This is a genomic window from Allostigmatella hybrida, from assembly GCF_020103775.1.
Classification (GTDB): domain Bacteria; phylum Myxococcota; class Myxococcia; order Myxococcales; family Myxococcaceae; genus Hyalangium; species Hyalangium aurantiaca.
This window is the reverse complement of record NZ_JAHXBH010000011.1, coordinates 179,292-198,846: the sequence shown is the minus strand read 5'-3', so window position 1 is coordinate 198,846 and position 19,555 is coordinate 179,292. Positions and strand designations below refer to the sequence as shown.

At 67.8% G+C, this 19,555-nt stretch carries 18 protein-coding genes; 11 read left to right on the top strand and 7 right to left on the bottom strand.

The window, feature by feature from the left end; genetic code table 11:
* Positions 1-12 precede the first annotated feature (12 nt).
* Positions 13-1,398, bottom strand: a complete 1,386-nt coding sequence (locus tag KY661_RS19635; protein WP_225411658.1) for a sigma 54-interacting transcriptional regulator — start codon at positions 1,396-1,398, stop codon at positions 13-15.
* A 287-nt stretch (positions 1,399-1,685) separates the two neighbouring features.
* On the opposite strand from KY661_RS19635, the gene KY661_RS19630 reads away from it, so the two are divergent.
* A complete protein-coding gene (locus tag KY661_RS19630; protein WP_225411657.1) occupies positions 1,686-2,243 on the top strand; it encodes an RNA polymerase sigma factor in 558 nt (185 codons plus the stop codon).
* 13 nt (positions 2,244-2,256) lie between these two features.
* On the opposite strand, the gene KY661_RS19625 is transcribed toward KY661_RS19630, so the two are convergent.
* From KY661_RS19625 to KY661_RS19610, 3 genes are read right to left on the bottom strand one after another with little or no spacing between them, the layout of a single operon-like run.
* Positions 2,257-2,958: a response regulator transcription factor gene (locus KY661_RS19625; RefSeq protein ID WP_225411656.1), complete on the bottom strand. Its 702-nt coding sequence runs from the start codon at positions 2,956-2,958 to the stop codon at positions 2,257-2,259.
* Positions 2,955-4,793 carry a sensor histidine kinase gene (locus tag KY661_RS37305; RefSeq protein WP_263437170.1) on the bottom strand — a complete coding sequence of 613 codons (1,839 nt, stop codon included), beginning with the start codon at positions 4,791-4,793 and terminating at the stop codon, positions 2,955-2,957. The genes KY661_RS19625 and KY661_RS37305 overlap by 4 nt, the downstream gene beginning before the upstream one ends.
* Positions 4,794-4,796: 3 nt before the next feature.
* Entirely contained in the window at positions 4,797-6,500 is a 1,704-nt protein-coding gene (locus KY661_RS19610) for a vWA domain-containing protein (RefSeq protein WP_225411655.1), read from the bottom strand.
* 171 nt (positions 6,501-6,671) lie between these two features.
* Here KY661_RS19610 and KY661_RS19605 point away from each other — a divergent pair, with 171 nt between their 5' ends.
* Positions 6,672-8,081, top strand: coding sequence for an AHH domain-containing protein (locus KY661_RS19605; protein ID WP_225411654.1), 1,410 nt, complete (start codon positions 6,672-6,674; stop codon positions 8,079-8,081).
* A 15-nt stretch (positions 8,082-8,096) separates the two neighbouring features.
* A complete protein-coding gene (locus tag KY661_RS19600; protein ID WP_225411653.1) occupies positions 8,097-8,660 on the top strand; it encodes an imm11 family protein in 564 nt (187 codons plus the stop codon).
* A gap of 46 nt (positions 8,661-8,706) precedes the next feature.
* Here KY661_RS19600 and KY661_RS19595 read toward each other — a convergent pair whose 3' ends face one another.
* Positions 8,707-9,675 (bottom strand): NAD(P)-dependent oxidoreductase, encoded by a 969-nt coding sequence (locus KY661_RS19595; protein WP_225411652.1) that lies wholly within the window; start codon positions 9,673-9,675, stop codon positions 8,707-8,709.
* 132 nt (positions 9,676-9,807) lie between these two features.
* Here KY661_RS19595 and KY661_RS19590 point away from each other — a divergent pair, with 132 nt between their 5' ends.
* Together KY661_RS19590 and KY661_RS37590 are read left to right on the top strand one after the other, a co-directional pair.
* On the top strand, positions 9,808-10,362 hold the full coding sequence (locus tag KY661_RS19590; protein WP_225411651.1) for a hypothetical protein: 555 nt from the start codon (positions 9,808-9,810) through the stop codon (positions 10,360-10,362).
* A gap of 149 nt (positions 10,363-10,511) precedes the next feature.
* Positions 10,512-11,576 (top strand): LuxR C-terminal-related transcriptional regulator, encoded by a 1,065-nt coding sequence (locus KY661_RS37590; protein ID WP_225411650.1) that lies wholly within the window; start codon positions 10,512-10,514, stop codon positions 11,574-11,576.
* Positions 11,577-11,658: 82 nt separating this feature from the next.
* Here the strand turns inward: KY661_RS37590 and KY661_RS19580 are convergent, their stop codons facing one another.
* Both KY661_RS19580 and KY661_RS19575 read right to left on the bottom strand, forming a co-directional pair.
* Positions 11,659-12,369 (bottom strand): iron-containing redox enzyme family protein, encoded by a 711-nt coding sequence (locus KY661_RS19580; protein WP_225411649.1) that lies wholly within the window; start codon positions 12,367-12,369, stop codon positions 11,659-11,661.
* Positions 12,370-12,459: 90 nt separating this feature from the next.
* Complete coding sequence (locus KY661_RS19575) at positions 12,460-13,263, bottom strand: GNAT family N-acetyltransferase (protein ID WP_225411648.1); 804 nt, start codon at positions 13,261-13,263, stop codon at positions 12,460-12,462.
* Positions 13,264-13,541: 278 nt separating this feature from the next.
* Here KY661_RS19575 and KY661_RS19570 point away from each other — a divergent pair, with 278 nt between their 5' ends.
* The 6 genes from KY661_RS19570 to KY661_RS19545 all read left to right on the top strand — a co-directional run bounded on the left by KY661_RS19570 (position 13,542) and on the right by KY661_RS19545 (position 19,406).
* Positions 13,542-14,150, top strand: a complete 609-nt coding sequence (locus KY661_RS19570; RefSeq protein ID WP_225411647.1) for an RNA polymerase sigma factor — start codon at positions 13,542-13,544, stop codon at positions 14,148-14,150.
* The gene (locus KY661_RS19565) at positions 14,137-14,514 is read left to right on the top strand and encodes a hypothetical protein (protein ID WP_225411646.1); all 378 of its coding nucleotides are present in this window, start codon (positions 14,137-14,139) and stop codon (positions 14,512-14,514) included. The genes KY661_RS19570 and KY661_RS19565 overlap by 14 nt, the downstream gene beginning before the upstream one ends.
* Positions 14,511-15,245 (top strand): ImmA/IrrE family metallo-endopeptidase, encoded by a 735-nt coding sequence (locus tag KY661_RS19560; protein WP_225411645.1) that lies wholly within the window; start codon positions 14,511-14,513, stop codon positions 15,243-15,245. The genes KY661_RS19565 and KY661_RS19560 overlap by 4 nt, the downstream gene beginning before the upstream one ends.
* A 2-nt stretch (positions 15,246-15,247) precedes the next feature.
* Positions 15,248-16,438 (top strand): hypothetical protein, encoded by a 1,191-nt coding sequence (locus KY661_RS19555; protein WP_225411644.1) that lies wholly within the window; start codon positions 15,248-15,250, stop codon positions 16,436-16,438.
* Between the two features lie 3 nt (positions 16,439-16,441).
* Positions 16,442-18,652, top strand: coding sequence for an ATP-binding protein (locus KY661_RS19550; protein WP_398577211.1), 2,211 nt, complete (start codon positions 16,442-16,444; stop codon positions 18,650-18,652).
* A gap of 253 nt (positions 18,653-18,905) precedes the next feature.
* Entirely contained in the window at positions 18,906-19,406 is a 501-nt protein-coding gene (locus KY661_RS19545) for a DUF2505 family protein (protein ID WP_225411642.1), read from the top strand.
* Positions 19,407-19,555 lie beyond the last annotated feature (149 nt).

Genomic DNA, 19,555 nt, shown 5'->3' with positions numbered 1-19,555 from the left:
GGCGACGCTTCCTTAGAGGCCGTACTGCTTGCACTTGAGGGTGAAGGTCCGCAGGGGCATGCCGAGCAGCTCGGCGGCACGCACCTTCACCCCGCCCGTGGCACGCAAGGCCTCGGCCATGCGCTCCCGCTCCAGCGTGCGCAGCTCCTCGGCCAGGGGGCCGAAACGGGGGCCCGGGGCGGAAGGGGCGGACCCCTCGGTGGGGCCGGGCCCCGGCGAGGGCGGCACGGCGGGGGCGGCCCCAGGGCGGGCAGGGGCCTGGAGCGCGGCGAGGATGCGCTCGGGCAGGTGCGCGGGCTCCACCGTCTCCTCGGCCACCGTGGCCGCCACGTAGCCCATGGCGTTCTTCAGCTCGCGCACGTTGCCCGGCCAGTCATAGCGGCTCAGCGCTTCCAGGCAGGCCGCGGACAAGGCCGGAGGGGGCCGTGCCTGGGCGCCCCAGGCCTCGGCGAGGAACCTCCGGGCGAGCACCCCCACCTCCGCGGGCCTGTCTCGCAGCGGCGGGAGCACCACGCTGGCCGCCCCCAGGCGGAAGAAGAGGTCCTTGCGGAAGCGCCCTGCCTCCACCTCCTTCTCCAGGTGGCGGTGGGTGGCCGCGACAATCCGGATGTCGATCTCCCGCTCCTGGGTGCCGCCCACCCGGAGGATGCGCCGCGTCTCCAGGGCCCGGAGCAGCTTGGCCTGGGAGGCCAGGGGCAGCTCCCCCACCTCGTCCAGGAACACCGTGCCCCCCTGGGCGGTCTCCAGCAGGCCCAGCTTGGGGGCGGAGGCGCCGGTGAAGGCCCCCTTCTCGTGGCCGAACAGCTCACTCTCGGCCAGGGACTCGGCGATGGTGGCGCAGTTGATGGCCACGAAGGGCTTGGCGGTGCGGCGGGACCAGTGGTGCAGGGCGAAGGCGGCGTTCTCCTTGCCGGCGCCCGTCTCGCCCAGGATGAGCACGGGCAGCTCGCTGGCGGCGAGCCTGCGGATGAGCCCATACAGACGATGGAGCGCGGGGTCGGCCACCACGATGACGCGCTCGCCCAGGACCAGCTCCTCGGCCTGCGCCGGGCTCCCCCCGCCCGAGGCGGGGGACCGTGCCGCGCCCCCGGCCCCGGCGTAGAGCACGAGCTGCACTTCCCCCAGGGACACCACGTCACCGGGCTGAAGGGGGTAGACCTGCGACACGGCCTGGCCGTTGACGCGCACCCCGTTGTGGCTCTCCAGGTCCGCCACGCGCACCCCGCCCTCCTCGACGAAGAGGCGGGCGTGGCGGCGGGAGGCGGAGCGGTCCGTCAGGGGGATGTCCGCCTCGGGGGCCCGGCCGACGAGCAGGATGCCCTGGGGGGGAAGGTCCACCAGGGCCGACGTGGTCCCATCCACCACGAGCAGGCGGAACTGGCCGGAACGCTCGCCCATGCGCACCTGGTCATGGCTCCACGTTTGATCCTCACCGCGCATGCGGCGGAGCGTACCACCCTTCCCCACCGCCACCGGGCGGGCAATCGTTGCAGGCAAGGGTTGCGCGCAAAGTTTGCCTGCCCTGCGGCCTCCCAGCCGGTCCCTCTCCGGCGGGAGGCAGTTCCCCAGCCGTCCAGAAGCAGGGTGCGCCCTTTGCAGGGGCCCCTGCCCATTGGGCCGGGACTGCTCGCGTCAGGTGAGAAGACATGCACAGGGTCGAACTCTCTTCTTGCAATCTCAAACGATTGGAAACCGCATCGGACTGTCTGGGTGTTCAGGAGTATGACGCCGTCGTCCGGGCGCACGTGTCCGAGTTGCACGCGGTGGCGCTGCGCCTGTGCCAGAACCCCGCGGACGCGAGGGACTTGGTTCAGGACACGCTGGAGCGGGGGCTGCGCCACCTGGACCGGTACACGCCGGGCACGGATGCGCGGGCCTGGCTGATGACCATTCAGCGCCGGCTCTTCATCGACCGGTGCCGCGCGAAGGCGCAGCACCTGAAGCGGGACATCCCGATGGAGCGGGTGGAGGAGCGCCTCTGCGCCACCGGGCAGGACGCGCTCCCTGGCTGGGCCTCCATCAGCCTCGATGAGCTGCGCGCGGCCTTGAGCCACCTTCCGGAGACCTTCCGGGCCATCTACCAACTGCACGCCTTGGAAGGCTGCTCCTATATCGAGATCGCCCAGAGGCTCGGAATCCCCAAGGCCACCGTGGGCACGCGGCTCATCCGGGCGCGCCGCCGGCTGCGGCAGCTCCTGGAGCCCCTGACGCTGGGCGCCCCGGAGGCGGATGTCTGGGCTTGAGCAGGGAAGGGGCCTACCCGAGCAAGTCCATGCGGTAGCCCACGCCCCGGACGGAGCGGAGCTCGAACCGGGAGTGGCGCGTCCACTCGAGCTTCTTGCGAAGGTTGGAGATGAAGTTGTCCACGGTATGCCCGTCCACGGTGACCTCCGTTCCCCAGACGGAGGAGAGGATTTGATCCCGCGTGAGCGCCGTGCCCGCGTGACGCAAAAGATAGACAAGCAAGTCGAACTCGGTGCGGGTCAGCTCCAGCGCCTGGCCGTCCGCGTTCAGAACACGCCGGGAGGCCAAGTCCACCCGGAAGCGGTCAAAGGCAATCGCCTGGGGAACCGGGGGCGCCCCGGCCCCCCGGCGCGCCAGGGCGCGGATCCGCGCGAGCAATTCACGCAAGCGGTACGGCTTGGGCACATAGTCATCCGCCCCCACCTCGAAACCCTTCACCACGTCCTCTTCCAGGGAGCGCGCGGTGAGCATGAGCACTCGGCTGGAGGTGTTCGCCTGCCGCAGCTCCCGGCACAGGGTGTACCCATCGCCATCCGGGAGCATGAGGTCGAGTACTACCACGTCGAAGCCTGCGCTCTTCACCTGGGCGCGGGCCTCGGCCAGGGTGCTCGCGGCCGTCACCGCGTAGCCCTCCTCTTCGAGGTTGTCCACCAGGGTGAGCCGGAGGTTCGGATCATCTTCGACCACGAGGACGCGGGGGGCGGGGGAGTTCATGCGGAGGGGAAGGTGAGCTCGAACGTGGTGCCCTCGGGGCCCGAGGTGGCGATGCGGACGGTGCCGCCATGAAGCGACAGGATTCTCCGGCAGATGGCCAGTCCCAGGCCACTGCCCCCGCGCGCGGGAAGCCCTTCCTGCCGGAGTCGGCGGAAGTCCTCGAAGACGGCCTCCCAGCTCTCGGGCGGAATGCCCACGCCATTGTCTCCCACGCGCACCACGGTGGCACCCTCCTGGCGGGCCTCCACGCGCAGCACCACCGGCGAGCGGGCGGTGTAACGGCAGGCATTGGAAACCAGGTTGGAGAAGAGCATGCGCAACAGCTCGGGGTCTCCCGGGAGCGCAATCCCAGACAGTCCCGTGGTCTGCAAGTCCACGGAGGCGGAGTGCAAGCGGGCCGTGTCCTCCACGGTGCGTTGCACCAGCTCCTCCAGGGGCACCCGCTCGCGCCGGGCATCCCACCGCCCCTTCTCCAGCCGGTTGTAGGTGAGGATGTTCTCCACGAGCCGGCCGAGCGCATCCGCCTCGGAGATGATGCGCGAGGGGTAGTTGCCCGCGCCGGGGGTGCCGCCGACGCGGCGTTCCAGCGTCTCGGCCATGACCCGGATGGCGGACAGCGGCGTGCGCAGCTCGTGAGACACGGTGGAGATGAACTCCGAGCGCAGCGCGAGGAACCGGCGCTTGCGCTCATGCGCCAGCACCGCGAGCCCGGTGAGGGCCAGCGCCAGCGCGCCACTCCACGCGAGCAGCACGGCCTTGAGACGGTACCCGGACTCCAGCGCCGAGGCGGCCACGGCCATGCGGGGCGCCGCCAGGGAAACAGACAGCCGGGACACCGGCAGGGGCATGTCCGTCTGGGACACCGTCAGGGCGTCGTCCTCGTCCAGGAGCCCCCGCTCGCGCATCTCCTGCTGGACCGTCTCGACGAGCCCACCCAGACGGATCCGCACGCCGCGAGCCCCTTCCGGACCCGAGGGCTCGACATACCAGCCCTCCGCCTGGAGCTGAGGCGCCTCCAGCGGCAAGGCCAGGGCCACCTGCGTCCCGGGGCCTGCGTCCACGCGGGCGGTGAAGTCGGCGAAGGCGACATGGGTCCGCTCGGCCAGCCGGGCCACGCGCTCACGCAGGAAGGCGAAGTCGGAGTGCCCGAAGGACGCTTGCCGCTCCAGGAGGAGGCGCTGGAGGCCTTCGAGCCGGGAGCCGCTCCGCCCCTGGAGCCCCTCGCGCAGCAAGGCCTGCATCAACGCGGGGTCGGGCTGGCCCTCGGCCTGGAACCGCTCCAGCAACCACAGGGCGCCGGTGGTCTCCTTCACCACGGGCAGCACGAAGCTCGTGCGGTGGGTGAGCCACTCCCGAAAGGCGTGCTCGATGTCCGGGCGCCGGCCCGCCCGCTGGGCCGTAAGAAAGCGATCCATGAGCCGCAGCCGCTCCGCCCACGCACTGTCTGGCGCCTCGCGGGCGGCCAGCGCCCCGGGCCCCTGGGCCTCCAGGGCGGCATGGAGCGTGCGGGCCGGGGTGGCGTCATCCCCCCGGGGCGCGGCGGTGCGGGGCAGGCGCTGCTGGCCCGCGCGGAACAGCAACACCTCGGTGTCCATCAGGAGCGGATCCGCCGCGGCCTGCTCGATGCGCGGCGTGGCCTCCTCCAGCGCCCGCCGCAGCGAGTCCGTCAACGCCTGCCGGGCATACTGCTCCAGCGCCCGCCGCTGATCCTCCAGCGCTCGCCTACCGCCCTCGCGCTCGCGCAGGAAGATGCCCTGCAGGAACAGCAGGCCCGCGGTGAGCACCGCGAGCCCGATGCCCAGGGCCACGAGCGTGGGAAGGAGCTTGCGCCACATGGATCAGCGCACCACGGGGATGTGATCGAAATCCATGGTGGCCACGGGGGCTTCCTTCTCGAACTTGTCCCCGCGCCCATCCAGGGCCCGGGCCTGCTGGATGAGCTGGCGCAGCTCGCTCACCTCGTCGCGGGTGCGCACGGGCTCCGGGAGCTGCTGCCACAGGCGCATCAGGTGGTGGTAGGAGAGGTTGCGCACCCAGTACGAGCCGCGCAGCTTCTCGGCGAACAGGGCCACCACCGCCGAGAGCTGGGCGGGGCCCGAGGCGGCCTCCAGGCTGTGGCGGACGAGCGAGGGGGACAGCGGCTCGGTGATTTCGCGGGACTGGCCCTCCTCCAGGCGGGTGGCGGGGTCCTTGTAGCGGATGCGCAGCGTGGCGAAGGGGGAGGCGCCGCGAGCCTGGCCCTCGTGGAACTTCACCTCGTAGAGGGCGGTGATGGTGTGGCCCGCGCCGATGTCGCCCGCATCCACCCGGTCATTGGCGAAGTCCTCTTTCTGGAGGAGACGGTTCTCGAAGCCAATGAGCCGGTAGCGCACCACGCGGGCGGGGTCGAACTCCACCTGCACCTTCACGTCCCGGGCGATGAGCTGGAGCGTGCCGGTGAACTGCTCGACGAAGAGGCGCCGCGCCTCGGGCAGCGCGTCCACGTAGGCATATTGCCCATCGCCCACCTGGGCCAGCCGCTCCATCAGCTCGTCATTGTAGTTGCCCATGCCGAAGCCCACGGTGGTGAGCCGCACGCCCTTGCGCGCGTACGCCTTCACGGACTGGAAGATGGCGTCCGCCTGGGTGATGCCGTTGTTGGCCACGCCATCCGAGCAGAGGATGATGCGGGTGGTGGCGCCCTCGCGCACCTGGCTGGCGGCGATGGCGTAGGCCACCTCCAGACCGGCCTGCACGTTGGTGGAGCCCTCGGGGTGCAGGGCGTTGATGGCCTCCAGGATGCGCTCGCGGTCCTGGACGCGGGTGGGTTCGAGCACCGTGCGGGCCGTCGAGCCGTACACGACGATGGCCAGGGTGTCGCGCGCATCGAGCTGATCCACCAGCATCGCCAGGGAGCGCTTCACCAGCCCCAGACGGTTCTCCATGTCCATGGAGCCCGACACGTCGAGGGTGAAGACGAGGTGGGCGGGCAGCCGCTGGGCGGCGCTGACCTTCTGGCCCTGGAGGCCCACGTGCAGCAGGTGGTAGCCGCGGCGGTTGGGGGAGGGGAAGGCCTCCACCTGCACGCCGAAGGGCTCCTCGCCCGGGTCGCGGTAGCCATAGCGGAAGGCGTTGATGAACTCCTCCACGCGGATGGCCTCCTCGGCGGGCAGCACGTTGCGCGAGAGGTAGGCGCGCGCGAGGGAATAGGAGGCGGTGTCCACATCCACGGAGAAGGTGGAGACGTTCTCCTCCTCGGTGTCGATGGTGGGGTTGACGCCGTAGTGCTTGAAGTACATGTCCGCGAACGGCTTGCCGTTCACGACGGCCACGCGGGAGAACTCCGAGGACGTCTCCTTCTTGGGGGGAGGGCGGGGCAGGGGCCGGGGCCCCGAGGGCTCTGTCCGGCCGGAGACGGAGATGGCCTCCGTGTAGCCTTCTTCGGAGCTGGTGTCTCCGGGAGGGCGCTGGGAAGGGGGGCCGAGGGCACAGCCGGGGCCCAGGACCATCACCCCGAACACCGCGAGCGTGGCGAGGGCGGCCTTCTGGAGCTTCAAGGACATGGCATCTCCGTGCGGCCGGCCAGGAGTGGCCGGAACGACCGGTAACGTCGCATCCGGGGGGCGGGGAAGCCTCCAGGCTGTCTCATCTCTTCCTCACGGTTTGCTCATGCGGGGCCGAAGCCGGCAGTCTAGGCTAGGCGAAGTCATTCCGTTCAGGGGGACACTGAGACGATGCTCGTTGTGCGTGCGGGCGCAGGGGCCAGAATCGGCGGGCTTCGCCTGCCCGCGGTCTGGCGGATCCTCTGGAAGGCCGAGGCACTGGTCCTTGCCATGCTGCTGGGGTGCAGCACTGCTCGGCCGATGAGCCGGGTGGATACTGGAGCAGACGGAGAAACCCTGATCTACATCCCCCGCGCCGCCACGGTAGAGCCGGTGGGGGTAGCGCCGGAGCAAGTGACGGAGGCGATCCGGAAACTGGCGCGCGAGGTGCGTCTGACAGGCTCACCCCGGCAGACCGTGGAGCGTCTGTTTCAACTCGACGCGCTCCATGGGGACTACCTCTACCTCCTCGGAGAGCGAAAGATTCTCCCGCTGGGACCGTCAGGGATGCCCCTGGAAGGGGCGTTGACGAAGGAAGAGCAGAACCTCGTCAGCCGGTACAAGGCGTGGTGCCGGAGTGCCCAGGGGGTGGAGGGCGATTGCCTGGGGGGCGCGCTCGTGGGCGGCAAGTACCTGGACAAGCAAGGCCGGTACATGCTCGCCATGGCCCTGAGCAAGAGTCCGGTGCTGGAGGAGTTCGAGAAGGCGCTGGGCGAGAGGGTGCACATGCGGGCCGTCCTCCAAGCCGCGCTTGGGGCTGTGGTGACGCTCCTTGTCCTGCTCGCGTTGCCCGAGCCCATCACGAAGTTTGTAGCCGCGTGGGCCACTGCGGCGCTCGTGCTCTGGGTGGGCGCCAGCACGCTCTACAACCTCGTGAAGGGGTGGTTCCAGTTGATGGAAGAGGTGAAAGCCGCAACCACCTTCGAGGAGATCCGTGAGGCGGGCGAGAAGTTCGGCAAGCTGTTCTCGCATGAGGCGGCGCAAGCGTTCGCCCTGATCGCCATGGCGCTTCTGACGCACACGGCGAAGGGGTTCGCGGAGCAAGTGGCGAGGCTCCCCGGTTCGGCGCAAGTGTCGATGCAGGCAGCGGGCAGAGAAGGGATCTTGTTGTCAGAAGTGGGCGCGGTGGAGTCCGTGGCTGTGACGGCCGAGGGATTCAGCGTGGCTCTGGCACCGGGCGCGGTGGCGATGGCGGTGCGCGGCGCGCGTGCTGACCGCACGGAGAAGCACCACATCGCAACCATTGCGAACATGAAATCCTCCTTGCGAGGTGGCCCATGGACTCCCCTGTTCGAGGAGCTTTTCGCCAGGGCGGGAATGAGGCTGAAGGACCGCCACAACGTCGTGCCAATCCGGGGGCACAAGGGGCCTCACCCGCGGCGATACCATCAGCTCGTCCTGGAGAGTTTGCAGAGCGCGCTGGGAGGCTGTCGTACCATCGCGGAATGCCGGGCGCGGTTGCTGCCCGCGCTGGATGACCTCGCCAAGCAGATCTCCACAAGTGGAACGGAGTTGAACCGGCTCGTCACACTGGAGAAATGACGCTAGAAATTCCCCATGTCCCCGCGCTTCTTCCAGCTCGCCGACGATCTCGATGTTCCCCACCGCTGGTACTTGGCTACGCCCATCGACAGCCGTGGCCGCAAAGTGCACGACTGGGACTTCATCAGGGGAACGCCCGTCCACGTCGACGGACGGTTGAGCATTCCCATCAAGATTGCAGGCAGGCCGCTGGACTTCTCTTGGGCGCTCCTGAGCGTCCCCGTCGTCCACGTCAAGGTGGCTTCCATGCTGGCGGATCGTGCTCCCGGCGACGTCCAACTCATCCCCGCGGATATCGAGGGCCAACGGGATCAGTACCTCGTGCTCGTGGCAACGCGCCTCATCCGCTGCATCGATGAGGAAGCCTCCAAGGTGCGATTCTGGAAGCCAGAACACGGAGTTCCCGACAAGGTCGGGCAATACATGGGCGTGGACCGCCTGCGCATCGACAAGCGGAGGGTTGGGAACGCCGGGGTGTTTCGCCCCGAAGGGTGGGAGGTGGCCTTGCTGGTTTCCGAGGAGCTCAAGAACGCCATCGAGGACATGGGCGTCACGGGCGCGCGATTCGAGGAGGTCTAGCAGCCCACCCGGAGCGGCGGGCCGCGGGGTCTACCTGGGGACGGGGTCAGGTGAGGGGCTTTCGCGGCTGTGGGGGGGCATTGAGCAGGAACTCCGGCTTCGTGCCCCGGGCATACGCTTCCAGGTTGAGGGCAATCCGCTCCAGGCTCCGCGACATGTTGACGTCGGTGACGCCGGCGATGTGCGGGGTGGCGATGACCTGCGGAAGTTGCAGGAGCGGATGGGTGGGGTCCACCGGCTCTTCCCAGAAGACATCCAGCCCGGCCCCCGCGAGGTGGCCCGAGCGCAGCGCCGCGAGCAACGCCTCTGGCTTCACCAGATTGCCCCGCGCGATGTTGACGAGGAGGGCCCCGGGCTTCATGGCCGCCAGCGCGGCCTCGTCCAGGAGGTTCTCCGTCTGAGCGCTGGCACGGACCGCGAGGAGGACACAGTCCGCCTGCCCCAGGGCCTGAGGGAGCGCATCGGCGCCGAAGACGCGAACCCCCGCGGGGCCGCCCTTGGAGGCATCCTGACGGACCCCGAGGACGTGCATCCCGAACGCCTGGAGACGCACGGCCAGGGCGGTCCCGATATCGCCCAGCCCGACGATGCAGGCCACCTTGCCGAGCAGGGCCGAGCCCTGGGGCCGGGCCCATTGCCCTGCGCGCAACCCAAGCTCGGCGGTCCGGAGCTGCCGGGAGAGCGCGAGGAGGAGGAGAATCGCGTGCTCGGCGACCGACTCGGCGTTGCCCGTGGCGGAGGCGCGCATGTGAGCGACCCACACGCCCAGCTCCGTGGCGGCCGGGATGTCCACGTTGTCGAAGCCGGTGCCCACCGTCTGGACGAAGCCCACGGACGAGTGCAGCAGGACCTCCCGGGAGAGGCGCCCCCCCATCGTCACGAAGGCATCGAAGGGACCCGCCTCGGAATATGGCTGGTTTGCCAGGAAGAGCACCGAGTGAGCAGGCAGCCGGGCCGCGAGTTGCTCCGCGAAGGAGCGGTAGTCAGGGGTCCGGCTGGTGAAGGCAATGCGCATGGAGGGGAGCGTAAGCGCCCGGAGGGCGCCTGTCCCAGGCCACCTGTCGGTAGAGCAGGGGGGCGGCCCTGGGCTTCCGGGTTGGCGCTCCCTGGAGCCGCTCCCACCTTCCAATCCAGGGAGGCATACCGCATGGATGCGCATCGTTTGCCGAGAGGCTTGGGGTGGTTGAGCGTGGGGCTGGGGCTGACTGAGCTCACCTTCGCGGAAGGGATCTGCAAGCTCCTGAAGCTCAGAGGCCACGCCGGGGTGGTGCGCGCCCTGGGGGCGCGGGAGCTCCTCACGGGCATTGGCCTCCTGTCGCAGCCCGAGCGCCGTCCCTGGCTCTGGGCGCGCGTGGCGGGGGATGCCCTCGACCTGTCGCTCCTGGGGACCACGCTGAACCGCCCCAGCCCGTCGGCTGCCGCCTGGCGGTTCGCCTCGACGGTGGCGGTGCTGGGCATCACCCTGATCGACATCTACGCGGCGAGCGCGCCCCGGATCCGGCGGATGTCGCTGCCGGAGAACCTGGACGTGAAGGGAGGCCCCGCGGAGAGCTGGAGGGGCAGCGGCCTCGCGGAGGACGTGGGCGGGAAGGGCGAGAGCGTGAGCACGGAGATGGACGAGGCGAAGCGGCATCAGATGATGCAAGAGGCGCAGATCCGGCTCGGACTGCCGGATCCGGAAACCCTCACGCCGCGAAGCTGAACCCCTGTCCTGGCGCTCCTGGCCCATCCCAGGAGCGCCGAATCAGTCCACGGGCAAGCCGTGGGGCCTTCCGCCCATAAAGCAGTGCAAGGTATTCTCTGGAGGCCAGGCGGGACGCAGGGGTTCCTGCCTCGGAGGATGGAGGAGCCGTGGCCAAGAGCCAGTTGCCGCAGCGGACGTTCCTCGATTTGACGTGCGGGCTGATCGAATCCCAGAGCCTCGCGCAGTTACAGGAGCGCACGGAGTCGCTTCTGTCGAAGCTCTTTCAAGCAGACCATGTGGCGTTCTGCCGGATGAATCCGGAATTACCCACGGGGTTCGATTGGAAAGCGAGCACGACGGGACATTTCCTTCAGAGTTATTACCAGTGGTACCAGGAGGACTTCGTCTTTCGCTGGCTCTCGCAGCGCCCCAACACCGCTTGGAGCGATACGGAGATGCTTCGGGGCCAGAAGCTCGTGGAGACAGAGACGCACCGGCGTAGCCGGGAGTCGCACCTGAACTTGAGGCATGTCCTCGCGGTCTTGCTGGCTCCCGGGGGCCAGATGAGCGGCGGTGCGCTCGCGCTGTACAGCGAGCGAGTCAGACCTTTCTCCGCGGAGAACCGGCGCTTGTTGCAAAGTCTCACCCCTGCCTTGTCGGGGGCGTTCCAGAACATCGCGCGATTCGGTGCGCTGTTCTCTCACAGCCAACTGCTGGAGGAGATGCTTCGCCAGCAGGGGGCCAATGCCATCGTGTGGGATGCCCGGCGGGAGGAAATCTTCCGGGTGGGGGCCGTCACGTCATTGCTGGAGAAATGGTTCCCCTCTCGCTCTGACCGGGATGCACAGGGAATCCCTTGGGCCTGGAGCGATCGGCTGGCCACGTTCATGGCGGCGAACGCCCTCCTCCATTCCACCCCGCACGCGTGGCGGGAAAAGGGGGAGATGAGTTCCCTGGAGGTGTGCTTCACCCGGCTGCCGCGCATCGACGGCCGTGACCTATGGGAGTTGCGGTTGAAAGAGGTCCATCTGGTGCCCGAAAAGTGGCGGCAGATACTGACGGCCAGACAGTTCGAAGCGGTGGCCCTGGTGGTTCAGGGCTTCGCCGACAAACAGATCGCCGACAAGCTCCGGATCACCAATGACACGGCGAAGGACCACGTCCACGCGTCCTTCAGGAGATTGAAGGTATCGACCCGGGCCGAACTCATCGTTCTGGCCAATAGCTCTTGAGCCTCTTCGGCGCCGGAGCGGCCCCTTCGCGTGGAAGGACCCGCCCCGGCGCCCTCGGGCACGGTGGGGACAGCGAAGCTCCTCAGGAGGAATGCGCCGCGCTCATGAGGTCCCCCTCCGCGAAGAGGCCCAGATAGAGAACACGGGTGGTGCGTGCGGACAGCAGCAGCGCGGCCTGCTCCTCCCGGTCCGTCAGGGGACTCAGCAGCGACGTCAGCTCCTCCACGTGCCCCTCATCCGCGGTGCCGTGCGCCTTCAGGAAGGTGACGGCCTTGCGGATGTTGGGAATGGTGTTGGCCGCGAGCATCCGCTTCACGGACTGGCTGGCGCGGTGCACGGACAGGTACTCCAGCACATAGGCCGTGCCGAGGAACGCCTCGGGCCGGCCGCAGCGCGAGGTGAAGCGGTTCCAGGCGACATAGGCGGTGACCGCGGGGGTGGGCGTCTGCCGCTCGACGCGCTCGGCCGGCCAGCCCAGGTTCTTCAGGTCCGCCAGCAGCCAGCGCTCATGCCCGCGCTCCTCGGCGGCCTTCTGCAGGAGCAGATCCCCCAACTGGGGGTGCAGGCCCAGGCGCTTCATGCGCCGGCCCGCCTCGGCCAGCAGCGGCGTGGTCCAGCGCGCGTAGTGGTACGTCTGGATGAGGTAGTGGACGTAGCGGTCCTTGTCGATGCTGCCGTCGAAAAGCCGCCGCGCCTCGGGGTGCGCGTCCAGCTCCTCGAGCAGCGTGCGCGCCTCGTGCTCCAGGGCGGTGATCCAGTTCATCGTGTGGGGGGATTCGGTGTGCGAGTGCATGGACGTCTCCTGTTCGGGCCCCGGGATGGGGACCGTAGGTGTGGATGTGAAGTGGGTGAGATGGAGGAATTCGGGCGCGAGCGGCGCGGCTCAGCCGCGCGAGGCCCGGGCGGTCAACTTGTCGAAGAACGCCAGCGTGCTGGCGGGAACATCCTGGAGCGCCGAGACGAGTGGCAGGGAGAAGCGGCGGAAGCGCGCGTCGTAGAGGGGCTCGGCGATGAACCGCGCGCCCAGCTTGCCGGAGAAGAGCGACAACACCGGGGGAAGGCACAAGCCTTCGAACCGCCCCTGCCGGGCGCGCTCCCGCTGCGCGGGGGTGTAGAGGGGCGCGGCCGGCGCCTCCGGGGACCTGGGGCAGGTGAGCGTCCGCGCGCGCCACCGGGTGCTGAGCAGCCCCTGGTAGGCGGCCACCTGGAAGAGGATGCCCGCGTCCTCGGCCGAGTCCGTCTCCGTGTTCGCGGAGGCGATCCAGTGCGTCACCCCCCGGCGGCGGCTCTCCTGATGGAGCCCGGCGTACAGCCACAGGAGGACCGCGGAGTGGCGCCAGTCCTTGAGGATGCAGAAGCGGGTGGTCTCGGCGAACACCAGGTCCGGGCCCCCCAGCTCGGACAGGTCCACCTTGGTCTCCAGATCGATGCCCAGCCGGCTTCCCGTGGCGCGGGCCACCTCGGGGTTGGGCAGCAACAGGCGGGTGGTGGCCACGGGCACGCCATCCGCATAGACGATGACGTGGGCGGTGGTCGCCAGGGTGTCGAAGCCGTTGTTCTCCCGGGGCACGGCGTGGGCCGTGCGCTCGATCAGTTCCAGCTCCTTGCCGAAGACCTCCCAGCGCACGCGCAGCGCATCGTCGAGCTGCTGCTGGGTGGTGGCGATGTGGCAACTCAATGTCGTCATGAACCCCTCGGGATGGCCCGGCGTCATGCCGTGCCTTCAGGAAAAGGTTCGTGGCCAGAAGCCCGAGTTCGCCGCGGCCCTCGCTTTTATCCGGCTGGATGGGATGGCGTGCGGTTGTCAATACCCCCAAAGGGGGAGAGGAATCGGAGGGCGAGATGAGCCAACCTTGAACGTCATGTCACACGCCATGCGCTTGTCGAACTCCACGGCGCTGCATCGAAGAACCGGGTGAGATGCATCGGATGCATGAGCGGCCACGTCCTGGCGAGGAGGAGGGGATGCGCAATCCATCACCGGAAGCAGAAATGGTCTTGCACCAGCGGCTGCTGGAGCGCGATCCGCTGGCCTATTACGACGTTTTCCAGATGTACATGAATCGGCTCGCGAAGAAGCTGGAGGAGCTTGGCTACGATGTCGATGTCGCCCGCGATGCTGCCCTCGAGGCGGTCCTGGCTTACCGCAAACAGCCGGAGCGCTACGATCCCCGGAAGGTTCACCCTTTCACCTACATCATGGGGGTGGCCAAATATAAGGCGGCGGACCGGTGGCGCTCTGTCGCGGCGGGGGCCCGGCGAGAAAAAAAACAGGGTGATGTCGAACTCCTGCTGAGGACTCCGAACGATCCAATGGAGAGGATGGAAACCTCTGCGCGGGTGCGTCAAATCGTGGAGTCGCTGGAGAAGGGGAAGGTTCTGAGCGAGCGGGACCAAGCCCTGCTCCGGCTGATCCTGACGGGGGAGAGTTCGACCGAGGAGCTGGCGAAGGCCTTGCGGTTGCCCCCGATGTCCAAGGAAGACCGCCAGACAGAGGTGAAGCGGCACCGGGACCGCCTCATGAAGCAGTTGGAACGTTTCTTCGGAAAGGAGGACTCAGATGACGGCGCCTGATTGGCTCAAGGCCGCGGCTGAACGCAGCGCGGAGGACCCCGCGTCGCTTGCCTACGTCTTCGCGCAATACCGCAAGCACGAGGGCAAATCCGCCGAGGAGCTTGCCGCGATGCTGGGCTGCTCCCTGACGGTGCTCGATGAACTCTCCCTGTGCCGCCGTCCCGAGCAGGAGCGCTTCGCCGAACATCTGCGGATGATCGGTGAGCGTTTCGCCGTGGATCCTCGCAAGCTCGCGGCGGTGCTCAGGCGGGTTGAGGTGTTGGACAGGCTCCCCCCGGTCGAGAATGGACGTACCGCCGTGCGCGATGACTCCTATCTGCTGGCGGCGCGCGACCACTCCCAGGATGACGGGACGGGCACATGAGTGAGGGCTGGCTGCAAAAAGCCGTGAAGGATTGCGGCCTGCCCGCCTCCGCTGCCTTTCCCAGGGACCTGGCGGAGGACATTCCCTTGGCGTTGCCAATCACCGTGGTGCCCCTGCCCGAGCTCACCCCCCAGAAGGGGCTGGAGTGGCTGGTGTCTCACAAACGCGCGCACGGTGGACTCGCGGGAACGAATGGCCTCAAGCATGGGTTCACGGTGGCCCAATCCGGGGTGGCCGTGCTCTTCCTGAACAGCACGGATCCGGCTGACGAGCAGCGTTTCACGTTGGCGCACGAGGTGGCCCACTTCGTCCTCGACCATCATCAACCCCGGCAGCGGGCGCTGGATGGGCGGGGGCAGGACATCCTCCCGGTGCTGGACGGTACCCAGACGCCCTCCGTCGCTGAACAGTTGTTCTGCGTGTTCGAACGCGTTCCCTACCGCGTCCAGACCAACTTCATGGACCGCAACGGCGAGGGAAAGCCCCGCACGGGGCAGGTGATGGAGTCGGAGCAGCGCGCGGACCGGCTTGCCTTCGAGTTGTTGGCGCCCCGGCAGGAACTGCTTCCACTGCTCAGTCACGGGGGGCGGGCAGCGCTGGAGGCCCGCCTCATCTCCCGCTTCGGGCTGCCGGTGAAGGAGGCGCGGACCTACGCGTGGTGGCTGCTGGGAGAGCAACCTTCCCGGCGTCCCTTCCTGACGTCTGTACCGCATGAAGAGGAGCGTGACTGATCATGGCGCGTGGTGGCACAGCGGGGCAGGGGCGCTTCATCGGAGACGATGACTACTGGGATGGCTTCAATGAGAACCTGGAGTCCACGCTCGATCTCGACACGTGGTCGATCGGGCTCGACATTGAAAAGCTGATTTCCGACATCCACGCCCAGGTCTCGGGTTCGGCGACCGCTGAAGAGACCATCCAGGCGACGGTCCGCACGGGGATTCTCCGCAAGCTCAAGGAGCACACGAAGCTCGACGTGGCGGGGGTCTACCCGGCCAGCGAGGAGCGGCTGCGGACGGTCTTCGAGGCGTTGTTGTTCCCGGGCCGGGTCGAGGCCGTGACCAGCAGCGTGGCCTCCCATGACAGCTTGCCCCTGGGAATCACCCAACTGGGGGCCGCCGTCGTGGGCTATGGCGGGACGTCTGGCACGTTCTCCCAACGTCTCTTCCGCAAGGAGCTGTCCACCAGGGACGCGGATCCGGTCCAGGCGGCCATGGAGTGCATGAGTGAGCGTCACGAGCGCTCCGGCATGGGGCGCCGCGACAACCTGTCCATGCTGGCGCGCCGGGGACTGCGGGACTACGCCGAGCGGGCCATCCTCCTGGACAAGGCCCAGGCGGAGTGGCGCGTCGGCCAGGGAAACCCCTGCTCCCGGGAACTGCTCTCGGGGTCTGGCTATCCCCGCTTGCTGAAGGCCTCGCTCAAGCTGCTGCGCAGGCTCATCGGTGAGCACAAGAAGTTCGTCTTCGTGCCTCATGCCATGGAGGAGCGAGGCTACCTGACGCTCGGACACGCGCTCCAGGCGGGGGAATACGCCATCATCCGGACGCTGGAGTCCGACAGCGCCTACTTCGCCGAGCGGTGGAGCTATCCCAGCGAAGAGCTCCGGAGCGAGGTCCTCGACTTCGTGAGGGGGTATTGCCGTGACATCCTCATTGGCCTCTTCCGGTCCTCCGCGAACGCGCCCCCCTGTCTCTTCTTCGCGCACCGCGAGCATGTGCACGTCGCGGCACACATCGTCATGGCCGACAGCCTCATCCATCCCAGGCGGGGCTTTCCCATGCTGCTCGATGTCGCGGATTCCTCGTGCCGGGGCGTGTTCGGCACGGACTCCTTCCAGGGGCTTGTCCAGGACGCCTACACGCGCGCGGGGGGCAAGTACCAGTACCTCAACGAGCGCTACGGCCGTCAGCGGGAGCGGTAGAACATGGCGAATGACAATCTTCCGAAGTACCCGGGGGTAGCTCAGGGCAGCAAGTCCTCGCGGGCCGTGGGAGGAGATCCCCGGCAGGTGCCTCACTCCGCCGAGGGGGGCGTCCTGCCTGAAAGGGCGCCGCGTCCAGTGGCTGCTGCGGGAACCATGAGAGACGGCCGGCCCCCCAGCCCGGCCTCCCCGCTGGCCGCTGGCATACGCCAGGCCCCTCCGCCCCCTGCCCGGCAGCCCGTTCCTCCTCCCCGTCCGGCACCGCCTGCGGTGGCCCGGCAGCCGCCGGAGCCGAACAGCAACCCCAACGAGGTCCGCCGGCAGTTTTCCAAGGAGGACCTCGATACCTTCACCGAACTGCGCGCCCAGGCGGATGTGGCCGCGAAGGAACTGGACCCCGAACTCGAGAAGGCGGTGGGGTTCACCCATTTCGACAACGCATCGAGCGAGGACAACCTCCTCACCGTGTTGATGACCCGGGAGGATCTGCACAAGTTGCCCTCACAGACGCTCGTGCGGGTGAAGTCCCTGGAGGACAAGCGCTCCTATCTGGGCGTGATCGTCCGCGGCCCCTTCTCCGAGCCGGATGCCGTGGCCGCCAACTCCAGCATCGCGGTGGGGGTGGTCGTCCAGGGCAAGAAGCTCTCCTATACCTTCGACTACCACGGCCGGGCCGAGCTCGAAATCCTCGGGGAGGAGAGCGACGGCAAGCTGATTCCGCCCGGCCACCGCCCCCGCCCCAAGAGCCCGGTCTTCCTGCTGGATGACGAGGAGAGCGAGCACGTCCTGGGGATGAAGGGAGAGCTGTGTTTCGGAATGGTCGTGGGCTACGCGCAGATGGAGGCGCGGATCGATGCCCTGGACAAGTCCGTGCTGCCCCGCCACACGGGCATCATCGGGACCACCGGCGCGGGCAAGTCCACCACCGTCGCGACGCTCATCCACCGGACCCAGTCCTCGGGGGTCGCCACCATCGTCTTCGATGTGGAGGGGGAATACACCCATGTGGATCAGGCCACCGACGATCCGACGATGCTCGCGGCCCTCGCGCGCAGGAAGCAGCTCCCCGAAGGGGTGAAGGATCTCCACATCCATCACCTGACGGGCCGTGACACCCGCAACCTCCGTCACCGGCACAGACATGCCTTCGCGTTGAACTTCTCGAACCTCTCCCCGCACGCCATCGCGGAGATTCTCGAGATGACGGACGCGCAGCAGGAGCGCTTCCACAAGGCCTACGAGGTCACCAAGCTGTTGTTGGAGGACTTCAAGATCTTCCCGAAGACTCCCGACGAGCAGCGGCAGTTGCTGGAACTCGATGAACTCTCCACGGGCTATCCCTGCATGACCCTCCAGCACCTCCTGGATGTCGTGAGCACATACATCTATGTCCTCAGCAGCGAGGGCAGGGCGGAGAGCAAGGCCAAAACGAAGGGAAGCTCCCGGCAAGCCCAACTGCCCGTTGAAGGCATCGAGGAGCCGGTCCCTGAGGTGGCGCCTTCCCAGGGGCCTCAGCTCTACAGTGCGTTCAAGGAGCATGCATACCGGGTCCTCGCCCGGGTGCATGAGCAGAGCAGCCGGAACGAGGTGAGCTGGAAGGCCTTGTTTGGCAGGCTCCTGCGCCTGCGGCGCCTCAAGATCTTCGACGTGGGGAGCGCTCTGGGGGTGGATTATGACTCCATGCTGACCCCGGGGCGGGTGTCGGTGATCGATCTGTCGGACACGGACTCGCCCCAGATCAACAACCTCGTCATCGCGGAGATCCTCCGGGGACTCCAGGAGCGGCAGGAGGAGCGCTACCAGCGGGCCCAGGAGCAGAACCGCCCCGTCGATCCAGCCCTCATCATCATCGAGGAGGCCCACGAGTTCCTCTCGGCGAGCCGCATTGCACAGATGCCGGTGCTCTTCGAGCAGGTGGCCCGCATCGCCAAGCGCGGCCGCAAGCGCTGGTTGGGGCTCGTCTTCGTCACCCAGTTGCCTCAGCATTTGCCCAACGAGGTGCTCGGCCTGCTCAACAACTTCATCATCCACAAGATGAGCGACAGCACCGTCATCTCCCGGATGCAGAAGTCCATGGGCGGCATCGACGAGAGCCTCTGGAACCGCGTCCCCCGGCTCGCCCCCGGGCAGGCCCTCGCCGCGTTCAGTTCCTTCAAGCGGCCTTTGATGATCAACGTGGACCCTGCCCCCGTGAAGCGGCTGCTCGTGGACTGAGAGGAACTCCCCCGAAAGGGGGATGGGCCCTCGACGGCGCCTTTCCGTGTCAGCACCCGCGAGAGGCGCATCGCCTCATGGAAGGCATCGAGCGGGCCGCTCAGGCCCGGTGTCGCTTCTCTCCCGAGTGCCGGCGATGACGGCGGTGTCCTTTCGGACAGCTCGTTCCCATTGCGCTGGCGCCCTGGATGGGCGCATGCCATAGCAGCCCCTCCTCACCCATCATCGAAGACAACTCAAGAGGGATTGAATCATGGGCAAATTCACCGTGATGCATGAGATCCACTGCAACGAGGACGCTTTCTGGAAGCTCTTCTTCGACAAGGAGCTCAACGAACGGCTTTATCGCGAGGCCCTGGGCTATCCCGAATATCAGACCGTCGAGCAGAACGAGACGAGCACGGAGATCGCCCGGAAAGTCTCCGCGTGCCCCCGGATGAACCTGCCTGGTCCGGTCATGAAGATCTTTGGCTCCGGCTACCGGTACATCGAAGAAGGCCGATTCGACAAGGACACGAAGCGCTGGACGGCGAAGCAGATTCCCAGCACCCTGGCAGACAAACTCAGGCAAGAATCCATGCTGAGCGTCGAGCCCATTGGACCGGACCGTGTCCGGCGCGTTATCAGTTACCTCGTCGAGGCCAAGATCTTCGGGATCGGCGGCCTGGTGGAGTCTTCCTTCGAGAAGCAATTGCGCGAGGAGGGCGACGAGAGCGCGGTCTTCCTGAACAAGTCCCTCGCCGCGTCCAAGTGAGCCAGTCCCCGACGCGCTCAATGGCCTCGCGCTCGTAGGTCTTCTCCACCAGCCTCCGGCGCATCTCCTCGTCGCTCCAGGCTGCCACTGACACGTGCTGCTGCAGCCGTTGCCGCAACGGTAACGGCCACAATGGTGAGTGGTGCAAC

What these genes read in the sequence shown, in the direction of transcription:
- KY661_RS19635 (WP_225411658.1), bottom strand. Translation starts at nt 1,398, where the DNA reads ATGGGCGAGCGTTCCGGCCAGTTCCGCCTGCTCGTGGTGGATGGGACC.
- KY661_RS19625 (WP_225411656.1), bottom strand. Translation starts at nt 2,958, where the DNA reads ATGAACTCCCCCGCCCCCCGCGTCCTCGTGGTCGAAGATGATCCGAAC.
- KY661_RS37305 (WP_263437170.1), bottom strand. Translation starts at nt 4,793, where the DNA reads ATGTGGCGCAAGCTCCTTCCCACGCTCGTGGCCCTGGGCATCGGGCTC.
- KY661_RS19610 (WP_225411655.1), bottom strand. Translation starts at nt 6,500, where the DNA reads ATGTCCTTGAAGCTCCAGAAGGCCGCCCTCGCCACGCTCGCGGTGTTC.
- KY661_RS19605 (WP_225411654.1), top strand. Translation starts at nt 6,672, where the DNA reads ATGCTCGTTGTGCGTGCGGGCGCAGGGGCCAGAATCGGCGGGCTTCGC.
- KY661_RS19600 (WP_225411653.1), top strand. Translation starts at nt 8,097, where the DNA reads ATGTCCCCGCGCTTCTTCCAGCTCGCCGACGATCTCGATGTTCCCCAC.
- KY661_RS19595 (WP_225411652.1), bottom strand. Translation starts at nt 9,675, where the DNA reads ATGCGCATTGCCTTCACCAGCCGGACCCCTGACTACCGCTCCTTCGCG.
- KY661_RS19590 (WP_225411651.1), top strand. Translation starts at nt 9,808, where the DNA reads ATGGATGCGCATCGTTTGCCGAGAGGCTTGGGGTGGTTGAGCGTGGGG.
- KY661_RS19580 (WP_225411649.1), bottom strand. Translation starts at nt 12,369, where the DNA reads ATGCACTCGCACACCGAATCCCCCCACACGATGAACTGGATCACCGCC.
- KY661_RS19575 (WP_225411648.1), bottom strand. Translation starts at nt 13,263, where the DNA reads ATGACGACATTGAGTTGCCACATCGCCACCACCCAGCAGCAGCTCGAC.
- KY661_RS19570 (WP_225411647.1), top strand. Translation starts at nt 13,542, where the DNA reads ATGCGCAATCCATCACCGGAAGCAGAAATGGTCTTGCACCAGCGGCTG.
- KY661_RS19565 (WP_225411646.1), top strand. Translation starts at nt 14,137, where the DNA reads ATGACGGCGCCTGATTGGCTCAAGGCCGCGGCTGAACGCAGCGCGGAG.
- KY661_RS19560 (WP_225411645.1), top strand. Translation starts at nt 14,511, where the DNA reads ATGAGTGAGGGCTGGCTGCAAAAAGCCGTGAAGGATTGCGGCCTGCCC.
- KY661_RS19555 (WP_225411644.1), top strand. Translation starts at nt 15,248, where the DNA reads ATGGCGCGTGGTGGCACAGCGGGGCAGGGGCGCTTCATCGGAGACGAT.
- KY661_RS19550 (WP_398577211.1), top strand. Translation starts at nt 16,442, where the DNA reads ATGGCGAATGACAATCTTCCGAAGTACCCGGGGGTAGCTCAGGGCAGC.
- KY661_RS19545 (WP_225411642.1), top strand. Translation starts at nt 18,906, where the DNA reads ATGGGCAAATTCACCGTGATGCATGAGATCCACTGCAACGAGGACGCT.